This is a genomic window from Alteromonas sp. 14N.309.X.WAT.G.H12, from assembly GCF_036697315.1.
GTDB lineage: Bacteria > Pseudomonadota > Gammaproteobacteria > Enterobacterales > Alteromonadaceae > Alteromonas.
The window spans coordinates 1-16087 of record NZ_JBAHZB010000079.1 but is presented as its reverse complement, the minus strand read 5'-3'; the positions used below and the strand labels follow the sequence as shown (position 1 = coordinate 16087).

Here is a 16087-nt window from a genome sequence, read left to right as displayed (position 1 = left end):
GGAGGGCAATACTGGCGCTCATGATATTTTTGATCCAGTTGAAGATGAATGGAAAGAAGGAAAGCCTTTACCTGTGCCTGCTGCCGGTATTGGGTGTGTGCGTTACCACGACAGCATTTATGTTTTTGGCGGCGAATCTTATGGGAAACCCAATGCTAACGTTTTTTCAAAAGTGTGGCGGTATGAAATTAAGCGTAAGCGCTGGCGTGACGTCTCTGTGATGCCCGTGCCCCGTCATGGACTCGGCGTGGTAACCTTTGATGGCGCCATCTGGTTAATTGGCGGAGCTGGCGAGGCGGGGGCGAAAGAGACCCGTAATACGGTGAGTAAATTGACGTTAGTCGAATAAAACAAGGCGTGTGGTGTAAACCACACGCCTTGATATTCATTAAGCAATGGCGCTTTCTTCTTCATCTGGACTTAACACGCCCCAGATATCATGTTCATCAGCATGGATAATTTCGGCCCATACCCGTTCTCCCGGTGAAACATCAAATACACCGTTTAAATGCACGACGCCGTCTACTTCAGGCGCATCTGCGTAGGTTCTGCCCACGGCGCCTTCACTATCCACACTGTCTATGACCACCAGGTATTCTTTACCAATACGTTGCTTGAGACGTTGTGCACTGATTTCACTTTGTACTTCCATAAACCGTGCAAGCCGAGCTTGCTTCACGTCTTCGGGAACAGGATCAGGTAAATCATTTGCTTTAGCACCTTCAACCGGACTATAGGTAAAGCAACCCACCCGATCTAATTGCGCCTCGCGAATAAAGGTAAGTAATTCTTCAAACTCTTCTTCCGTTTCACCAGGGAAGCCGACAATAAACGTAGAGCGAATGATGAGCTCTGGGCAGCATTCTCGCCATGCCTTAATGCGTTCGATGGTACGTTCGGCACTACCTGGGCGTTTCATCAGCTTTAATATGCGTTTATTGGCATGCTGAAAGGGAATATCCAGATACGGAAGTACCCGTCCTTCGTTCATCAGCGGGATAAGATCATCGACGTGAGGGTAGGGATAGACATAATGTAATCGTACCCACATATCCATCTCACCGAGCTTTTCGCACAGTTGCTGCATATGCGCTTTTACCGGCATGCCATTCCAAAAACCGGTGCGGTGTTTAATATCTACGCCATAGGCACTGGTATCTTGTGAAATAACCAGCAGTTCGCTGACACCAGCATTTTTTAAACGTTGGGCTTCATCCAATATTTCGCCTACCGGACGACTTACCAGATCGCCGCGCATGGACGGAATAATGCAGAAGGTACAGCGGTGATTACAGCCTTCTGAAATTTTCAAATAGGCATAATGACGAGGTGTAAGCTTGATGCCGTGATCAGGCACTAAATGTTCAAAGGGGTTGTGAACCGGTTTTGGTAGATGGCTATGGACTTGCTCTACCACAGTTTCATAGGCATGAGGCCCGGTTATCGCCAATACATTTGGGTGAACTTCACGGATTTCATCTTCTTTGATACCAAGGCAACCTGTCACAATTACCTTGCCATTTTCATTTAACGCTTCACCAATGGTGTCTAAGGATTCTTGTACTGCAGAATCAATAAAGCCGCAGGTATTAACGATGACCAAATCAGCATCATTATAGGTGGGAACCACATCATACCCTTCGGTGCGTAACTGGGTAAGAATGCGTTCGGAGTCCACCAGATTTTTAGGACATCCTAAGCTGATAAAACCAATGCGGGCATGGCTATTTATTGCTGAATTTTCTGCGGCCTGCCGCGCCTGCGCATCGAGTACCTTTACCGGGGTTTCTAAGGTGGTGGTGCTATTGGGAATAAATTTTTCTACGGTCATAGTGCTACGAAGTAAAACGTTAATGGCGGGATTATATCATTAATGTGCTGCTATGCTGCATGTAACTTTATAAGGTTGCTGCTATTATATTTGGCAATGGATATATGTACGAAATCAAGGGCAACGAGCAAAGAGAGGTGACATGAATATATACGTAGTAGGCGAAACCGGTATTGCCATAGAGAAGGTGGTCCCAGTGATGGCAGAATTAAGATCTACCTTGCCTGAAGCGACGATGCATAAGCAAATTCTCCGTCAAATGGCCGACGGATACGAAATGTTGGCGGTAGTGGATGCGGGTCACGTTATTGCGGTATGTGGTTTTGTCACCAAAGAGAAATTAGCGTGGGGGAAACACATCTATATTGATGATTTGGTCACCGTTAAACAGGCGCAAAATCAAGGGGCCGGCCACCTTTTGCTCGATACCGTGGTCAATTTAGCCAAGGAACGAGGCTGTGCATCTGTCCATCTTGATTCCGGTGTACACAGATTTGCCGCACATCGATTTTATCTTCATCACAAGTTCGATATTACCAGTCATCACTTTGCGATTAATATTGAATGATACCGATGATGTTGCCACTGCATTGTTACGATTTGAAAGGTCGTATCATGCCCCCTCGCTGGCTGTACACGCTGCTGCTATTGTTGTGCACAGATTGGTTGGCATTGGTATTTTCCCTCGCCAGTAGGGGACAAACCTCCCAATTGCTTGCCATTTTATACCCTGACAGAGCCGTATTAGGGAATCGTTTACTGGCAACGTTGCCGTTTTTGCTGGTACTGCTTTTGTTAGGTAATCGTTCCCGATTGTGGAATAAAGGGCTTTACCGATGGCGAAGGGGAATAAAGCCTTTGCTCTTTGCAGGAATTATCGCGAGTACGGGAGCACAAATTGCGACGATGGCGCAAGAATGGTGGGTATTTCATTGGACACCCGCATTATTCTTACTATTAAACCTAGTTTTGCTGCTAAGTGTCATACGCAGTCGGCACCTTTCTTTTATGATCGAAGATTGGCGTCATAGCAAAAATGTGCAGACCGAGCCTACCGATATTACTGGCGTTGATGAGACAAAGCCTGGTTGAAATAGTTGGCAACACTGATGTTGCTGTCGTTGACCAATCTTTCGTAGCATATACCCGCAAAGGCATAGGAGCGTTCTCCGACATCAAGTACCACAAAGGGGGCTTCAGGATCAGACTCATCATAGCGCCAATGGCCACCGGCGACTTGACGATAACATTCACCAATGTAGGCACCGTAAATATTACAGATGGTAAATACCGCATTATCTTCTAACGCGTTATCTTGGTATTTGTCCAAAAATAGCAGCAAGATGTCGTCGACTAAGCTAATACTGGAAGGTGAGGAATCTAACTCTATATCAAATTCATCCTTAGCCGTTGTGATCGCGTCATTGGCGCATTCTGTCATCAATGTGGATAATTCAGCTTGTTCCATGAGTGACTCCTTATTATTGTTTTACTGAAGTGTTTGTTTTCAGTAAGTTTGTTGTTTGACAAATACTACGTGTTTTCCTGCGATGAGGATAGTCGATTTATCACAGCCGCCGCTGCGAACATACCAAAGGTGGCTGTCACTGTCACCACGGCACCAAATCCTCCCGCGCAATCGAGCTTAGTGCCGCCTTCCAGAACCGACTTGCTAAAACAAACACTGCCGTCAGGTTGAGGGTAGCGAAGTTGCTCAGTGGAATATATACATTCTACACCAAAACGGCGTTTGGGATTCTTTGAAAAGTGATAAAAGCGCCTTAACTCACTACGTACTTTGGCTGCCAGGGGATCTTGTATTGTTTTGGCCAAGTCCCCCCGGGTGATCTGGGTGGGATCGATCTGACCGCCTGCGCCGCCGATGGTCACGATGTGTTGTTTGTTGCGCTTACAGCAAGCGATAATAGCGGCTTTTGCTTTTACGCTGTCGGTGGCATCAACAATACTATAAAAGTGGGGGTGGATATAATCCCGTACGTTCTCGGGGGTGACGAAATCTTCAATGGTATTGACTTCACACTGGGGATTAATTTGCTGTATTCGTGTTTTTAACACCGTCACCTTAGGTTCACCTACGGTGCTATCAAGGGCATGAATTTGGCGGTTGATATTGGTGGTACACACATCATCTAAATCAATGAGCGTCAGAGCACCGATACCAGAGCGGGCCAAAGCTTCGGCCGTCCACGAGCCCACGCCACCCACACCAATCACACATACGTGTGACTGTGACAGCCGTGAAAGTCCACTTTCACCGTATAACCGGGTAATACCACCAAAACGCTGTTTTTCACTCATAATAATTATCTAAATGCTACCGCTTGTTTAAACCAGTTTCGATTGATTTTTTCGCCGCCATTTTACCTTAAAAGGGAGCGGCAGAAAGGGCGAGGGGGAATTTTATGCCAAATAAAATATTTTCATAGTGAAACGATTGAACCGATCTTGCCTCTAGCATACTATTTGGTTCCTCATGGAAAAACACAACAGTATCAAACAGGAATGTCAATGAAACCAGTTATACTCGCAGGTGGGTCAGGCAGTCGCCTTTGGCCTAAGTCTCGCGCTGCGTTACCTAAGCAGTTTCTTGCACTTACATCAGACCACACCATGTTGCAGGAAACCGTTTCTCGTTTAAATGGGACTGATTGTGAAAACCCCATATTTATTTGTAATGAAGCGCATCGTTTTCTTGTTGCTGAGCAATTGCGTGTGGATAACATTTCACACGATGGAATTTTGCTTGAACCCGTTGGTCGCAATACGGCTCCTGCTATTGCGCTAGCCGCATTACACGCTACCAAAAATGGGGAAGATCCTGTTTTATTGGTGTTAGCCGCGGATCACTTAATTAAAAACCAACCTGCATTTCATCAAGCCATTGCTAAAGCGGAAGTGCTGGCCGAATCTGGCTGTTTAGTCACCTTTGGGATTGTGCCTGATCAACCCCATACCGGTTATGGTTACATTAAAGCCGGTGAGGCTAAGGGCAGTGGCTTTGATGTGGCAGAATTTGTTGAAAAGCCAGATTTACAAACGGCTGAAAGCTACGTGAGTTCCGGTAAATACTTTTGGAATAGCGGCATGTTCATGTTTAAGGCCAGTCGTTATATTGAAGAATTGGAGAAGTTTAATCCGGAAATTCTGTCTGTGTGTCGCAAGGCCATCGAAACGGAAGCCTCGGATCTGGATTTTATTCGTGTTGATGCAGAAATTTTTGCTTTATGCCCGGATGACTCCATTGACTATGCCGTTATGGAGCGCACCAATAACGCGGCAATGATACCCTTGAACGCGGATTGGTCTGATGTGGGGAGTTGGTCTTCACTATGGGAAACGTCAGATAAGGACAGCCAGGGAAATGTGGTGGTTGGTGATGCCATTCTCGAAGGCGTCAATAACAGCTATGTGAATGCAGAACAGCGACTCATTGCCGTTATTGGCTTAGATGATGTGGTGGTGGTTGAAACGAAAGATGCCATCATGGTTGCACATAAAGATCAGGTGCAAGACATCAAAAAGGTGGTTAATCGATTAAAACAAGAAAAGCGTCCGGAATTTGAATTTCATCGTGAAGTTTTCCGCCCTTGGGGGAGTTACGATGCCATTGATAAAGGACAGCGTTTTCAGGTAAAACGCATAAAAGTGAAACCGGGAGAGAAACTCTCTGTACAGATGCATCATCATCGCGCTGAACATTGGGTGGTGGTTGCCGGTACGGCAAAAGTTACCTTAGGTGAACAGACGGTATTATTAACAGAAAACGAGTCCACCTATATCCCGATTGGCGAAATTCACTCACTGGAGAACCCAGGTAAAATTCCATTGGAATTAATTGAAGTACAATCGGGAACTTATTTAGGTGAAGACGATATCGTACGTTTTTCTGATCGCTACGGTAGAACAAAAAAAGAGGACGGAAAACAGTGAGTCAACCCATTAATTGCTTTAAGGCCTATGATATACGTGGCGAATTGAATGTCGAGTTGACCGAAGCCATTGCCTATCGTATTGGCCGCGGATTTGCCCAGGAGTTGAACGCAAAAACGGTTCTTGTGGGCGGTGATGTCCGCCTCACGTCTGCGCCCCTTAAGTTAGCCTTAGCGGCCGGATTAATCGACGGTGGCGCCAAGGTTATTGATCTTGGTGTGACGGGTACCGAAGAGATTTATTTTGCCACCAAACACCTTGGTGTTGACGGCGGGATTGAAGTGACTGCCAGTCATAATCCCATCAATTACAATGGCATGAAGCTAGTCAAAGCAGGCTCAGTGCCTATAAGTGGTGATACTGGGCTCAATGCTATAAAAATGGCTGCCGAGACCTTCAGTGATGCCGACGTGGATGCCCGTCTTATGCATTATACCGCAGGAGAAGCCATTGATGATTCGGCGTTCTTTTCTGGCCACTGTCATGTAAAAGAAGCGATCCTTACCGCCACAGCAGGTTATGAAACACAAGATTGTTTATCAGACTATGCTGAGCATGTGGTCTCTTACATTGATACCAATAAATTAACACCGCTTAAAATTGTGACCAATGCAGGTAATGGTGCGGCGGGCAAAGCCCTTGATGCCATCGAAGCGATTTTCCAAAAGAAACAGGTACCGGTGGAATTTATCAAGGTCCATCATGAAGCTAACGGTTTGTTTCCTAATGGGATCCCGAATCCATTATTGGTAGAAAATCGAGCCGATACCGCACAAGCGGTAAAAGATCACGGGGCGGATTTCGGTATTGCCTGGGATGGCGATTTTGATCGCTGTTTTTTGTTTGACGAACAGGGACGCTTTATCGAAGGCTACTATATTGTTGGCTTGCTAGCCCAGGCCTTTATCGATAAAGAACCAGAGGCAAAGATTATTTACGATCCCCGGGTTTTTTGGAATACCGAAGATATTATCAAGCAAGCCGGTGGCACACCCATTAAGTCTAAAACCGGCCACGCATTTATTAAAGAGCGTATGCGCAAAGAAGATGCGGTGTACGGTGGCGAAATGAGTGCACACCATTATTTCCGTGATTTTGCTTATTGTGATTCGGGGATGATCCCTTGGTTGTTAGTCGCTGAACTGATGTCGACACGGGAGCAATCGCTGTCAGCCATGGTGGATGCGCGAATCAGCGCTTTTCCATCCTCGGGTGAAATTAATAGCGTGTTAAAAGATGCTGATGCCGCCATTGCACGCATTAAGGCCAAGTATGAAGGGGATGCTCTTGTGGTTGATCATACCGATGGGATTGGTTATGAGTTTGCCAATTGGCGGTTTAATTTACGGAAATCTAATACCGAACCGGTTATTCGTCTCAATGTAGAAGCAAAGGGCGATATGCAATTAATGGAAACAAAAACGGCAGAACTTGTGGCGTTAATACGTGATGAATAAGCCTTGATATTTAAATAAAAAAGCCTCTTTTTTTAAAAATAAAGAGGCTTTTTTTTAGAAAAGTAAAAAAATCATCCAGGCATGACTTAATACCACCACTGTGGTTAATGCCATGCGTAATATTATATAACTCACAATTTCTTCTTTGCTGAGACTTAAGCACTGTTTATCGTAATAAAGCACACCGAGATAACACAAAGAAAGTAGCCCCAATACAAAAGGATGTCCGGCTAAAACCAGACATAACCAGCCAATAAGGGTTGGTAGCATGGCGATATATAACTGGACGCCATAATCGCGCTTAGAAAGTGCGTCCCACCAATAAATGCCACCAAAAAAAGACAGCAGTACCGCAGAATACTGGGTAAAGTATCGGGCGCTGGTAACGAGGGGGAGCCAATCTAAAGCGCCAATCATGGGTAAGAGTATAAAAGGGATCAGGCCTGCAGCACCTAACCAAACCACCGCGTAGGGCATAAACATCTCCAAAAAAAATAGCGCCATAAGGCGCTATTTTATCATGGATTTAGCAATTATTTATCCAGCGGTGTAAATTTACGCTTGCTGTGACCGGTGTATAACTGACGAGGACGACCAATTTTCTGGCCTTTGTCGCTCATCATTTCGTGCCAGTGTGAAATCCAGCCTACGGTACGTGACAATGCGAAAATACAGGTAAACATATTGGTAGGAATACCAATGGCTTTAAGAATGATACCAGAGTAAAAATCAACGTTAGGGAATAATTTTTTCTCAGAGAAATAATCATCGCTTAAGGCAATACGTTCCAGTTCCATTGCTACGTCGAGAAGGGGATCTTTGACATCCAATTCTTTTAATACTTCGTAGCAGCTATCACGCATTACTGTGGCACGGGGATCATAGTTTTTATAAACACGATGCCCAAAGCCCATAAGACGGAAGGGGTCATTTTTGTCCTTCGCACGCTCGATAAACTCTGGAATACGATCAACACTGCCGATCTCTTCTAGCATGTTTAAGCAAGCTTCGTTTGCACCACCGTGAGCAGGGCCCCATAAAGACGCAACACCCGCCGCAATACATGCGTAAGGGTTAGCACCTGAAGAACCCGCTAATCTTACTGTAGAAGTGGAAGCGTTTTGTTCATGGTCTGCGTGCAGCGTAAAGATACGATCCATCGCACGCTCAACCGCAGGACTGATTTTATACTCTTCAGCCGGCACGGAGAACATCATGTTCAGGAAGTTACCTGCGTAGCTTAAATCATTTCGGGGATAAACGAAGGGCTGGCCAATGTTGTACTTATAGCACATGGCTACGAGAGTAGGCATTTTTGCAATAAGACGATGGGCACTACGAATACGCTGTTCAGGATTAGAAACGTCTAGGTCACTATGATAGAACGAAGACATCGCGCCAACGGTACCGCAAAGCATAGCCATGGGGTGTGCGTCATTACGGAAACCATGGAAGAACATGTTAATTTGCTCATGTACCATAGTATGGCGAGTTATTGTTTCGCGGAACTCATCATATTCTTCGTTCGTAGGTGCTTCACCGTTAAGGAGCATGTAGCACACTTCGAGATAAGATGCGTCTCGTGCCAACTCTTCGATGGGATAACCGCGATGAAGTAATACACCTTTTGCACCGTCGATATAAGTGATGGACGATTCGCAAGATCCGGTGGCCATGAAGCCTGGATCGAAAGTGAAATACCCGTGGGCACCTAATGAACGTACATCAATTACATCTTGACCTTCGGTACCGGACAAAATCGGTAATTCGATTTCTATATCACCGGCTTTCAGAATGGCCTTCTGATCTGCCATATATGCTCTCCTCAGAAAAGTTTCTTTGGCAACGTACTCACCACAAATTGGATGAGTTTGTTGTAAAAAGTGGCGTAGTTTTACTTTATTATGCAGGGGAAAGTCAATTTAATTGCATAATTGCATAATAAATATTCTCGTCGATTTTATCAGATACGCGTTAATTACAGTAGGGTACGACGCTGTTTTCTTCTTAGGTAATTAGATTATTTGAATTTTTCATAGTTAACTTTAGTAAAATTTATATGCAATTACACCCGTGACAAATACATACCTTATAAATTTTTATTACATTCGATTCCAATAGGGAAACTGTTATGCTGTTGTAACCCAGTAACGATGTGGGGTGTAGCACGACGGCTCATTTCTGTTTCGTGAAAATACCTCTGTCATCTTCTGAATGTGGTAATTATAATGTTGTATTCTTACCACTGTGGACGCTATAAGACTAAAGTCCTAATACGGTACAAAAAATTGTAATTGTACAATGCGCTGGATATACTCAGCGCTGCTCGAATTAACATTAAATCACAATGTTGTTCGAGTAACATATAATTCACAAGTTGTTAACAAACTCAACGGACGAGATAATTAACAGGTAAAATAACTGAATTACTTTGTCAGGACATAAAAACAACGGGTAATTCTTATCCCTACGGATCAAACAGGCATAAATTGTGAAAAAGCAAAGACCAGTAAATTTAGACCTCAATACAATTAAATTTCCTCCCTCTGCTGTTTCTTCAATTCTCCATCGCATTACCGGCGTAGCCATGTTTTTCGCACTCTTGTTTGTCATTTGGGCATGGGCAGTTTCTGTTTCATCGCCAGAAGGATTTGCAAACGTGCAAACAATTATGGATGGAGTTATTGGAAAGCTCATCGCTATCGGAACAGCCTCTGCACTGACCTATCACATTCTTGGCGGTATCCGTCATGTAATTATGGATATGGGGCATTGGGAAGAACTTGAGTCAGGTAATAACAGCGCCCGTGCCATCATGGCATTGTGGATCGTACTGACCGTCGTACTGGGAGTCGTATTATGGTAACCAACCAGGCAAGTATGAAACGAAATGGCGTACAGGATTTCGTCACGCTTCGCACCACCGCAGCCATCATCACTGCATTCTCTTTGTTTATGGCGTGGTTTTTTATTTCTACAGACGAACTAACCTACGCAGTGTGGCATGGTTTGTTCTCTGGTCTTGGAATGAAGGTATTTACTTTCGTAACCTTGGTTGCTGTGTTGTTTCACGTTCGCGTGGGATTATGGCAAGTCTTAACTGATTACGTGAAATCACCAGGATTACGCGCGGTTTTACAGTTCGCCCTTAACCTGACTGCGTTAGTTTACGTAGTAGTTGGTTTGTTTGTTTTGTGGGGTATCTAAAATGAATAATATGAATTTACCAGTACATGAATTTGACGCTGTAGTAATTGGTGCTGGTGGCGCAGGCATGCGTGCAGCATTACAGATCTCCCAGTCAGGTCAATCCTGTGCTTTGTTATCAAAAGTATTTCCTACTCGTTCTCATACTGTTTCTGCTCAGGGCGGAATTACGGTTGCGTTGGGTAATTCCCACGAAGATAACTGGGAATGGCACATGTATGACACCGTTAAAGGGTCTGATTACATTGGTGACCAAGATGCCATTGAATACATGTGTAAGACGGGACCCGAAGCCATTATAGAAATGGAAAATATGGGCTTGCCATTTTCCCGTTTTGAAAACGGAAAAGTGTATCAACGTCCTTTCGGTGGTCAGTCAAGAAATTTTGGCGGTGAACAAGCAGCACGTACAGCGGCAGCTGCCGACCGTACAGGTCACGCATTGTTACACCTGCTTTATCAGCAGAATGTAAAAAATAAAACCAAAGTTTTCTCCGAATGGTATGCCCTTGATTTAGTGAAAAACCAAGACGGCGATGTAGTCGGTTGTACTGCCATTGATATCGAATCCGGTGAAGTGGTTTACTTTAAATCACGGGCAGTGGTACTGGCTACTGGTGGTGCAGGGCGTATCTTTGCTTCTACCACCAATGCACATATCAATACCGGGGATGGTGTTGGTATGGCGTTACGCGCTGGTGTTTCCGTACAAGATATGGAAATGTGGCAGTTCCACCCCACAGGTATTGCGGGTGCCGGTACGCTGGTAACCGAAGGTTGTCGTGGTGAAGGTGGTTATCTGCTCAATAAAGATGGCGAACGCTTTATGGAGCGTTATGCGCCGAATGCAAAAGATTTGGCTGGCCGTGACGTTGTTGCCCGTTCAATGATGACGGAAATCCGTGAAGGTCGTGGTTGTGAAGGTCCATGGGGAACTCACATTAAACTGAAGCTTGACCATTTGGGTAAAGATGTTCTTGAATCACGGTTACCGGGTATTCTTGAATTATCCAGAACCTTCGCCCACGTTGATCCTGTTAAAGAGCCGATCCCAGTTATTCCTACTTGCCATTATATGATGGGTGGAATTCCAACCAATGTGGATGGCCAGTGTCTTACCGTTGATGAATCAGGTAAAGAAACCGTGGTTAACGGCTTGTTTGCCTGTGGTGAGATTGCTTGTCTATCTGTACATGGCGCCAACCGTCTGGGTGGTAACTCACTGCTCGACCTGGTGGTATTCGGTCGTGCAACAGGCTTACACCTGGGTGAAAAACTCGCTGAAACGGCACCATCTCGCGATGCGTCTGATTCTGACCTTGACCTTGCAATGGCACGGTTTAATCGGTGGGAAACATCTGAGAAAGGTAAAGGCGAAGATCCCGTACAGATTAAAAAAGACATGCAGCAATGCATGCAGCTTAATTTCTCCGTATTCCGTGAAGGTGATGCCATGGCCGAAGGTCTGGAACAACTTAAGGAAATTAGAGAACGCCTTAAATATGCACGTCTTGATGACAAGAGTTCCGACTTCAATACGCAACGCATTGAATGTTTGGAATTGGATAATCTTATGGAGACTGCATACAGCACCGCAGTGGCTGCAAATTATCGTACAGAAAGCCGTGGCGCACACAGTCGCTTTGAATTCCCTGATCGTGATGATGAAAATTGGTTATGCCATACCATCTATAACCCAAAAACAGAATCTATGATCAAACGTGATGTCAATATGGCGCCGAAATTACGGGAAGCATTCCCGCCTAAAGTGCGTTCATACTAAGAGAGGCTAGTATCATGCAATTAAGTTTTTCAATTTATCGTTACAACCCTGAGGTTGATGACGCACCAAAAATGCAGGATTACTCCCTGGAAGTTGAAGAAGGGCGCGACATGATGGTGTTGGATGCGCTGCTTCAGCTAAAAGAGCAGGATCCATCATTGTCTTTCCGTCGTTCATGCCGTGAAGGCGTTTGTGGTTCTGATGGCGTGAACATGAATGGTAAGAATGGTTTGGCGTGTATTACGCCACTATCTGCCTTAGGAAAAGGTAAGATCACAATCAGACCACTGCCTGGTTTACCGGTAGTACGTGATTTAGTGGTTGATATGACGCAATTTTATACCCAGTATGAAAAGGTCAAACCGTTTCTTATTAACGATAGTAAGCAGCCGCCAGCCAGAGAGCACCTTCAATCTCCTGAAGAACGTGCTAAATTAGATGGCCTGTATGAATGTATATTATGTGCATGTTGTTCTACTTCCTGTCCGTCTTTCTGGTGGAATCCAGATAAATTTATCGGACCTGCAGGCTTGCTGCATGCCTATCGTTTTCTTGTGGACAGCCGCGATACAGCCACCGACGAACGTCTTGGCGATCTGGATGATGCATTCAGCGTCTTCCGCTGCCATGGCATCATGAATTGTGTCAGTGTATGTCCTAAAGGTTTGAACCCGACTAAAGCTATCGGCCACATTAAGTCGATGCTGCTTCAACGGGCTGTTTAGTACGAAATCTGACACTTATCTAAGTTCAGATTGATTTTTCTAAATGGCCATCCATGTGGGATGGCTATTTTTTTATATATGCGTTATAAACGGTTGGTTCTTATAAAAATAACCGCCATAATATAACACCGTGTTTAAAGTTATTCCTAAACGTAGCAAGGCACTATAATGCATGAAAGCGTGATGAAAGCGTGGTGGGATTCTTCGCATATGGCGGGCTCAAATGCTGCCTATGTTGAAGAGTTGTATGAAATGTACCTCGACAACCCACAAAACGTCTCTGATACCTGGCGACAGGTGTTTGATACCCTACCTAAAGTTGATGGCGTAGAGTTAGAAAGTAATCATACGTCCATTCGTAACCAGTTTAGGCAGTTAGCTGCCCTCGGACCCACAGCGCGCATGTCTTCGTCGGCGCCAAAAGAAGGCTCAGCGCCTTCTGACGAAAGACAAGTCAAAGTGCTACAGCTTATCAATGCTTATCGGTTCCGCGGTCATCAAAACGCCAACCTTGATCCTCTAGGGCTTTGGAAACAGCCCAAAGTTCGCGACCTTGAATTATCTCACCATAGTCTCTCCGAAGCTGACTTTGATACAACGTTTAATGTCGGTTCTTATGCCATTGGCCAAGACACCATGTCTTTGGGCGAGTTATACAAATCGCTAAATAGAACCTATTGCGGTTCGTTAGGTGCAGAATACATGCACATTACCGACACTGAGCAAAAACGTTGGTTGCAGCAACGTATTGAGTCTTGCGAAGCGAAACCACAAATCAGTAAAGAACAGAAAGTGGGTATCTTAAAAGGATTAACTGCTGCTGATGGTATGGAAAAATACCTGGGAGCCAAATTCCCCGGTGCAAAACGCTTCTCATTAGAAGGGGGTGATGCTCTTATCCCCATGCTAAAAGGATTGATTACGGATGCCGGTTCTGCGGGCACCAAAGAAGTCGTTATTGGTATGGCTCACCGCGGACGTTTAAACGTATTGGTTAACGTACTGGGTAAAAATCCCTCGGTGCTGTTTGATGAGTTTGCAGGTAAACATGACAACACCTTAGGTTCAGGTGATGTGAAGTACCATGCGGGTTTTTCTTCTGACTTTGCCACCCCGGGCGGTAACGTTCACCTCGCGTTAGCCTTTAACCCGTCACACTTGGAAATCGTTAATCCGGTTGTTATGGGTTCGGTTCGCGCAAGAATCGATCGCCGTAACGATGATTTCTCAAAAGTGCTCCCCATTACCATTCATGGTGATTCGGCCATTGCGGGACAAGGTGTGGTGCAAGAAACCTTCAATATGTCACAAACCCGTGGTTTTGCTGTGGGTGGTACGGTACGTATTGTTATCAACAACCAGGTTGGATTTACCACGTCGAAAACGGAAGATACCCGTTCAACGCAATATTGTACTGATATTGCGAAAATGGTGCAGGCGCCGATTTTCCACGTGAATTCTGATGATCCTGAAGCGGTCATGTTTGTGACTAAACTGGCATTAGATTACCGTAATAAATTCAAAAAAGACGTTGTTATCGATTTGGTTTGTTATCGCCGTCATGGTCATAACGAATCAGATGAACCGAATGCAACCCAGCCTCTGATGTATCAGAAGATTAAAAAGCATCCTGTGCCCCGTCAACTCTACGCGGATCAACTCGTGGCAGAAGGCTCCCTAGAAATGAGGGACGCAGAAAAAATGTTAGAAGATTATCGTGCTGCCCTTGATCACGGTGCGTGTGTGGTTGAAGAATGGCGTCCGATGACGGAGCATTCTGTTGACTGGACTCCCCATATTGGTCACGATTGGGATGCGCCATACGATGGCGGTATTTCCGTTGAAAAACTCAAATCACTGGGTGAAGCACTAACTCGCTATCCTGAAGATTATAAATTACATTCACGGGTTAATAAGGTCTACCAAGACCGTAAGGCGATGGCCGCCGGTGAAAAACCTCTCGATTGGGGAATGGCCGAGAATCTGGCTTATGCATCTATCGTGGATGCTGGCAGTAATATTCGTATGACAGGTCAGGATTCAGGTCGTGGTACCTTTTTCCATCGTCATGCGGTACTGCATAACCAGACCGACGCATCAACCTATATGCCGTTACAAAATATTCGAGAAGGGCAGGGCGAAATCGAAATCTACGATTCTGTACTGTCTGAAGAAGCGGTAATGGCGTTTGAATACGGCTATGCTACGGCAGAACCAAGTTGTTTAACCATTTGGGAAGCACAATTTGGTGATTTTGCCAACGGTGCGCAGGTTGTGTTTGACCAATTCTTAAGTTCTGGTGAAGCAAAATGGGGCCGCTTGTGTGGTCTTACCGTATTGCTGCCTCATGGCTACGAAGGACAAGGTCCAGAGCATAGCTCGGCGAGACTTGAACGCTTCTTGCAATCCTGTGCTGATCATAACTGGCAGGTTTGTGTGCCTTCAACGCCAGCCCAAGTATTTAATATGATCCGTCGTCAGGTTGTACGCCCTATGCGTAAGCCGCTTATTGTTATGTCACCAAAATCACTTCTTCGTCACCCATTAGCGGTGTCTTCATTAGAAGAACTTGCTGAAGGCGTGTTTAAGAATGTGATTGGTGAAATTGACGAGCTTGATCCTGCGAAGGTTAAACGCGTGATTATGTGTTCAGGTAAAGTGTATTACGATTTGCTTGACCAACGACGTAAAAACGAACAAACCGACGTAGCCATCATTCGACTTGAGCAACTTTATCCGTTCCCACAAGAAGAGTGTGCGAAGATTGTTGCACAGTATAGCCATGTAAAAGACTGGGTGTGGTGTCAGGAAGAACCCCAAAACCAAGGGGCCTGGTACAGCAGTCAGCATCATTTCTGGCAAGCCATCCCTGATGGCGCAAAACTCACTTATGCAGGGCGCGAGGCCTCGGCTTCTCCCGCAGTAGGCTATTTATCCGTTCACAACCAGCAACAAAAAGCCCTGGTTGAAGACGCACTAACGATTAAATAAGGAACAGTAAATGACCATTGAGATAAAAGTTCCGGTCTTGCCTGAATCAGTTGCCGATGCCTCCATTGCAACTTGGCATGTTAAAGCCGGTGACACTGTAAAACGCGATCAAAACCTTGTTGATATTGAAACTGATAAGGTT

16 protein-coding genes are annotated in these 16087 nt (G+C 45.2%); 11 read left to right on the top strand and 5 right to left on the bottom strand.

The window, feature by feature from the left end; genetic code table 11:
* Positions 1-349: kelch repeat-containing protein (locus V5298_RS15700; RefSeq protein ID WP_332932390.1), on the top strand; the 349-nt coding region annotated here is incomplete at its 5' end.
* Between the two features lie 39 nt (positions 350-388).
* Here V5298_RS15700 and rimO read toward each other — a convergent pair.
* A complete protein-coding gene (gene rimO, locus V5298_RS15695) occupies positions 389-1831 on the bottom strand; it encodes a 30S ribosomal protein S12 methylthiotransferase RimO (RefSeq protein ID WP_332932389.1) in 1443 nt (480 codons plus the stop codon).
* A gap of 142 nt (positions 1832-1973) precedes the next feature.
* Between rimO and V5298_RS15690 the strand changes: the two genes are divergently transcribed.
* Positions 1974-2399, top strand: a complete 426-nt coding sequence (locus tag V5298_RS15690; protein WP_332932388.1) for a GNAT family N-acetyltransferase — start codon at positions 1974-1976, stop codon at positions 2397-2399.
* Positions 2396-2923, top strand: coding sequence for a DUF2919 family protein (locus V5298_RS15685; RefSeq protein WP_332932387.1), 528 nt, complete (start codon positions 2396-2398; stop codon positions 2921-2923). Before V5298_RS15690 ends, V5298_RS15685 begins: the two co-directional genes overlap by 4 nt.
* Here V5298_RS15685 and V5298_RS15680 read toward each other — a convergent pair.
* On the bottom strand, positions 2892-3299 hold the full coding sequence (locus V5298_RS15680) for a hypothetical protein (protein WP_332932386.1): 408 nt from the start codon (positions 3297-3299) through the stop codon (positions 2892-2894). The genes V5298_RS15685 and V5298_RS15680 overlap by 32 nt on opposite strands.
* A 65-nt stretch (positions 3300-3364) precedes the next feature.
* Positions 3365-4150: a tRNA cyclic N6-threonylcarbamoyladenosine(37) synthase TcdA gene (gene tcdA / locus V5298_RS15675; protein ID WP_332932385.1), complete on the bottom strand. Its 786-nt coding sequence runs from the start codon at positions 4148-4150 to the stop codon at positions 3365-3367.
* Positions 4151-4360: 210 nt separating this feature from the next.
* Between tcdA and V5298_RS15670 the strand changes: the two genes are divergently transcribed.
* Positions 4361-5782, top strand: coding sequence for a mannose-1-phosphate guanylyltransferase/mannose-6-phosphate isomerase (locus tag V5298_RS15670; protein WP_332932384.1), 1422 nt, complete (start codon positions 4361-4363; stop codon positions 5780-5782).
* A complete protein-coding gene (locus tag V5298_RS15665; RefSeq protein WP_332932383.1) occupies positions 5779-7239 on the top strand; it encodes a phosphomannomutase CpsG in 1461 nt (486 codons plus the stop codon). Before V5298_RS15670 ends, V5298_RS15665 begins: the two co-directional genes overlap by 4 nt.
* A 54-nt stretch (positions 7240-7293) precedes the next feature.
* Here V5298_RS15665 and V5298_RS15660 read toward each other — a convergent pair whose 3' ends face one another.
* Both V5298_RS15660 and gltA read right to left on the bottom strand, forming a co-directional pair.
* The gene (locus tag V5298_RS15660; protein ID WP_332932382.1) at positions 7294-7743 is read right to left on the bottom strand and encodes a DUF3429 domain-containing protein; all 450 of its coding nucleotides are present in this window, start codon (positions 7741-7743) and stop codon (positions 7294-7296) included.
* Between the two features lie 29 nt (positions 7744-7772).
* Positions 7773-9053 carry a citrate synthase gene (gltA, locus tag V5298_RS15655; RefSeq protein WP_332932381.1) on the bottom strand — a complete coding sequence of 427 codons (1281 nt, stop codon included), beginning with the start codon at positions 9051-9053 and terminating at the stop codon, positions 7773-7775.
* A gap of 677 nt (positions 9054-9730) precedes the next feature.
* Here gltA and sdhC point away from each other — a divergent pair.
* The 6 genes from sdhC to V5298_RS15625 all read left to right on the top strand — a co-directional run.
* Positions 9731-10105 (top strand): succinate dehydrogenase, cytochrome b556 subunit, encoded by a 375-nt coding sequence (sdhC, locus tag V5298_RS15650; RefSeq protein ID WP_332932380.1) that lies wholly within the window; start codon positions 9731-9733, stop codon positions 10103-10105.
* Positions 10099-10446: a succinate dehydrogenase, hydrophobic membrane anchor protein gene (sdhD, locus tag V5298_RS15645; protein WP_332932379.1), complete on the top strand. Its 348-nt coding sequence runs from the start codon at positions 10099-10101 to the stop codon at positions 10444-10446. The genes sdhC and sdhD overlap by 7 nt, the downstream gene beginning before the upstream one ends.
* 10 nt (positions 10447-10456) lie before the next feature.
* Entirely contained in the window at positions 10457-12229 is a 1773-nt protein-coding gene (sdhA, locus tag V5298_RS15640) for a succinate dehydrogenase flavoprotein subunit (protein ID WP_332932392.1), read from the top strand.
* Between the two features lie 14 nt (positions 12230-12243).
* Positions 12244-12954: a succinate dehydrogenase iron-sulfur subunit gene (locus V5298_RS15635; protein WP_332932378.1), complete on the top strand. Its 711-nt coding sequence runs from the start codon at positions 12244-12246 to the stop codon at positions 12952-12954.
* Positions 12955-13122: 168 nt separating this feature from the next.
* Positions 13123-15945 (top strand): 2-oxoglutarate dehydrogenase E1 component, encoded by a 2823-nt coding sequence (locus V5298_RS15630; RefSeq protein ID WP_332932377.1) that lies wholly within the window; start codon positions 13123-13125, stop codon positions 15943-15945.
* Positions 15946-15955: 10 nt separating this feature from the next.
* Positions 15956-16087, top strand: a 132-nt coding sequence (locus tag V5298_RS15625; RefSeq protein WP_332932391.1) for a biotin/lipoyl-containing protein, incomplete at its 3' end; no start/stop codon positions are given.

Excerpts from the sequence above, each read along its gene's own strand:
- rimO (WP_332932389.1), bottom strand. The coding sequence starts at position 1,831 with ATGACCGTAGAAAAATTTATTCCCAATAGCACCACCACCTTAGAAACC.
- V5298_RS15690 (WP_332932388.1), top strand. The coding sequence starts at position 1,974 with ATGAATATATACGTAGTAGGCGAAACCGGTATTGCCATAGAGAAGGTG.
- V5298_RS15685 (WP_332932387.1), top strand. The coding sequence starts at position 2,396 with ATGATACCGATGATGTTGCCACTGCATTGTTACGATTTGAAAGGTCGT.
- V5298_RS15680 (WP_332932386.1), bottom strand. The coding sequence starts at position 3,299 with ATGGAACAAGCTGAATTATCCACATTGATGACAGAATGCGCCAATGAC.
- tcdA (WP_332932385.1), bottom strand. The coding sequence starts at position 4,150 with ATGAGTGAAAAACAGCGTTTTGGTGGTATTACCCGGTTATACGGTGAA.
- V5298_RS15670 (WP_332932384.1), top strand. The coding sequence starts at position 4,361 with ATGAAACCAGTTATACTCGCAGGTGGGTCAGGCAGTCGCCTTTGGCCT.
- V5298_RS15660 (WP_332932382.1), bottom strand. The coding sequence starts at position 7,743 with ATGGCGCTATTTTTTTTGGAGATGTTTATGCCCTACGCGGTGGTTTGG.
- gltA (WP_332932381.1), bottom strand. The coding sequence starts at position 9,053 with ATGGCAGATCAGAAGGCCATTCTGAAAGCCGGTGATATAGAAATCGAA.
- sdhD (WP_332932379.1), top strand. The coding sequence starts at position 10,099 with ATGGTAACCAACCAGGCAAGTATGAAACGAAATGGCGTACAGGATTTC.
- sdhA (WP_332932392.1), top strand. The coding sequence starts at position 10,457 with ATGAATTTACCAGTACATGAATTTGACGCTGTAGTAATTGGTGCTGGT.
- V5298_RS15635 (WP_332932378.1), top strand. The coding sequence starts at position 12,244 with ATGCAATTAAGTTTTTCAATTTATCGTTACAACCCTGAGGTTGATGAC.
- V5298_RS15630 (WP_332932377.1), top strand. The coding sequence starts at position 13,123 with ATGCATGAAAGCGTGATGAAAGCGTGGTGGGATTCTTCGCATATGGCG.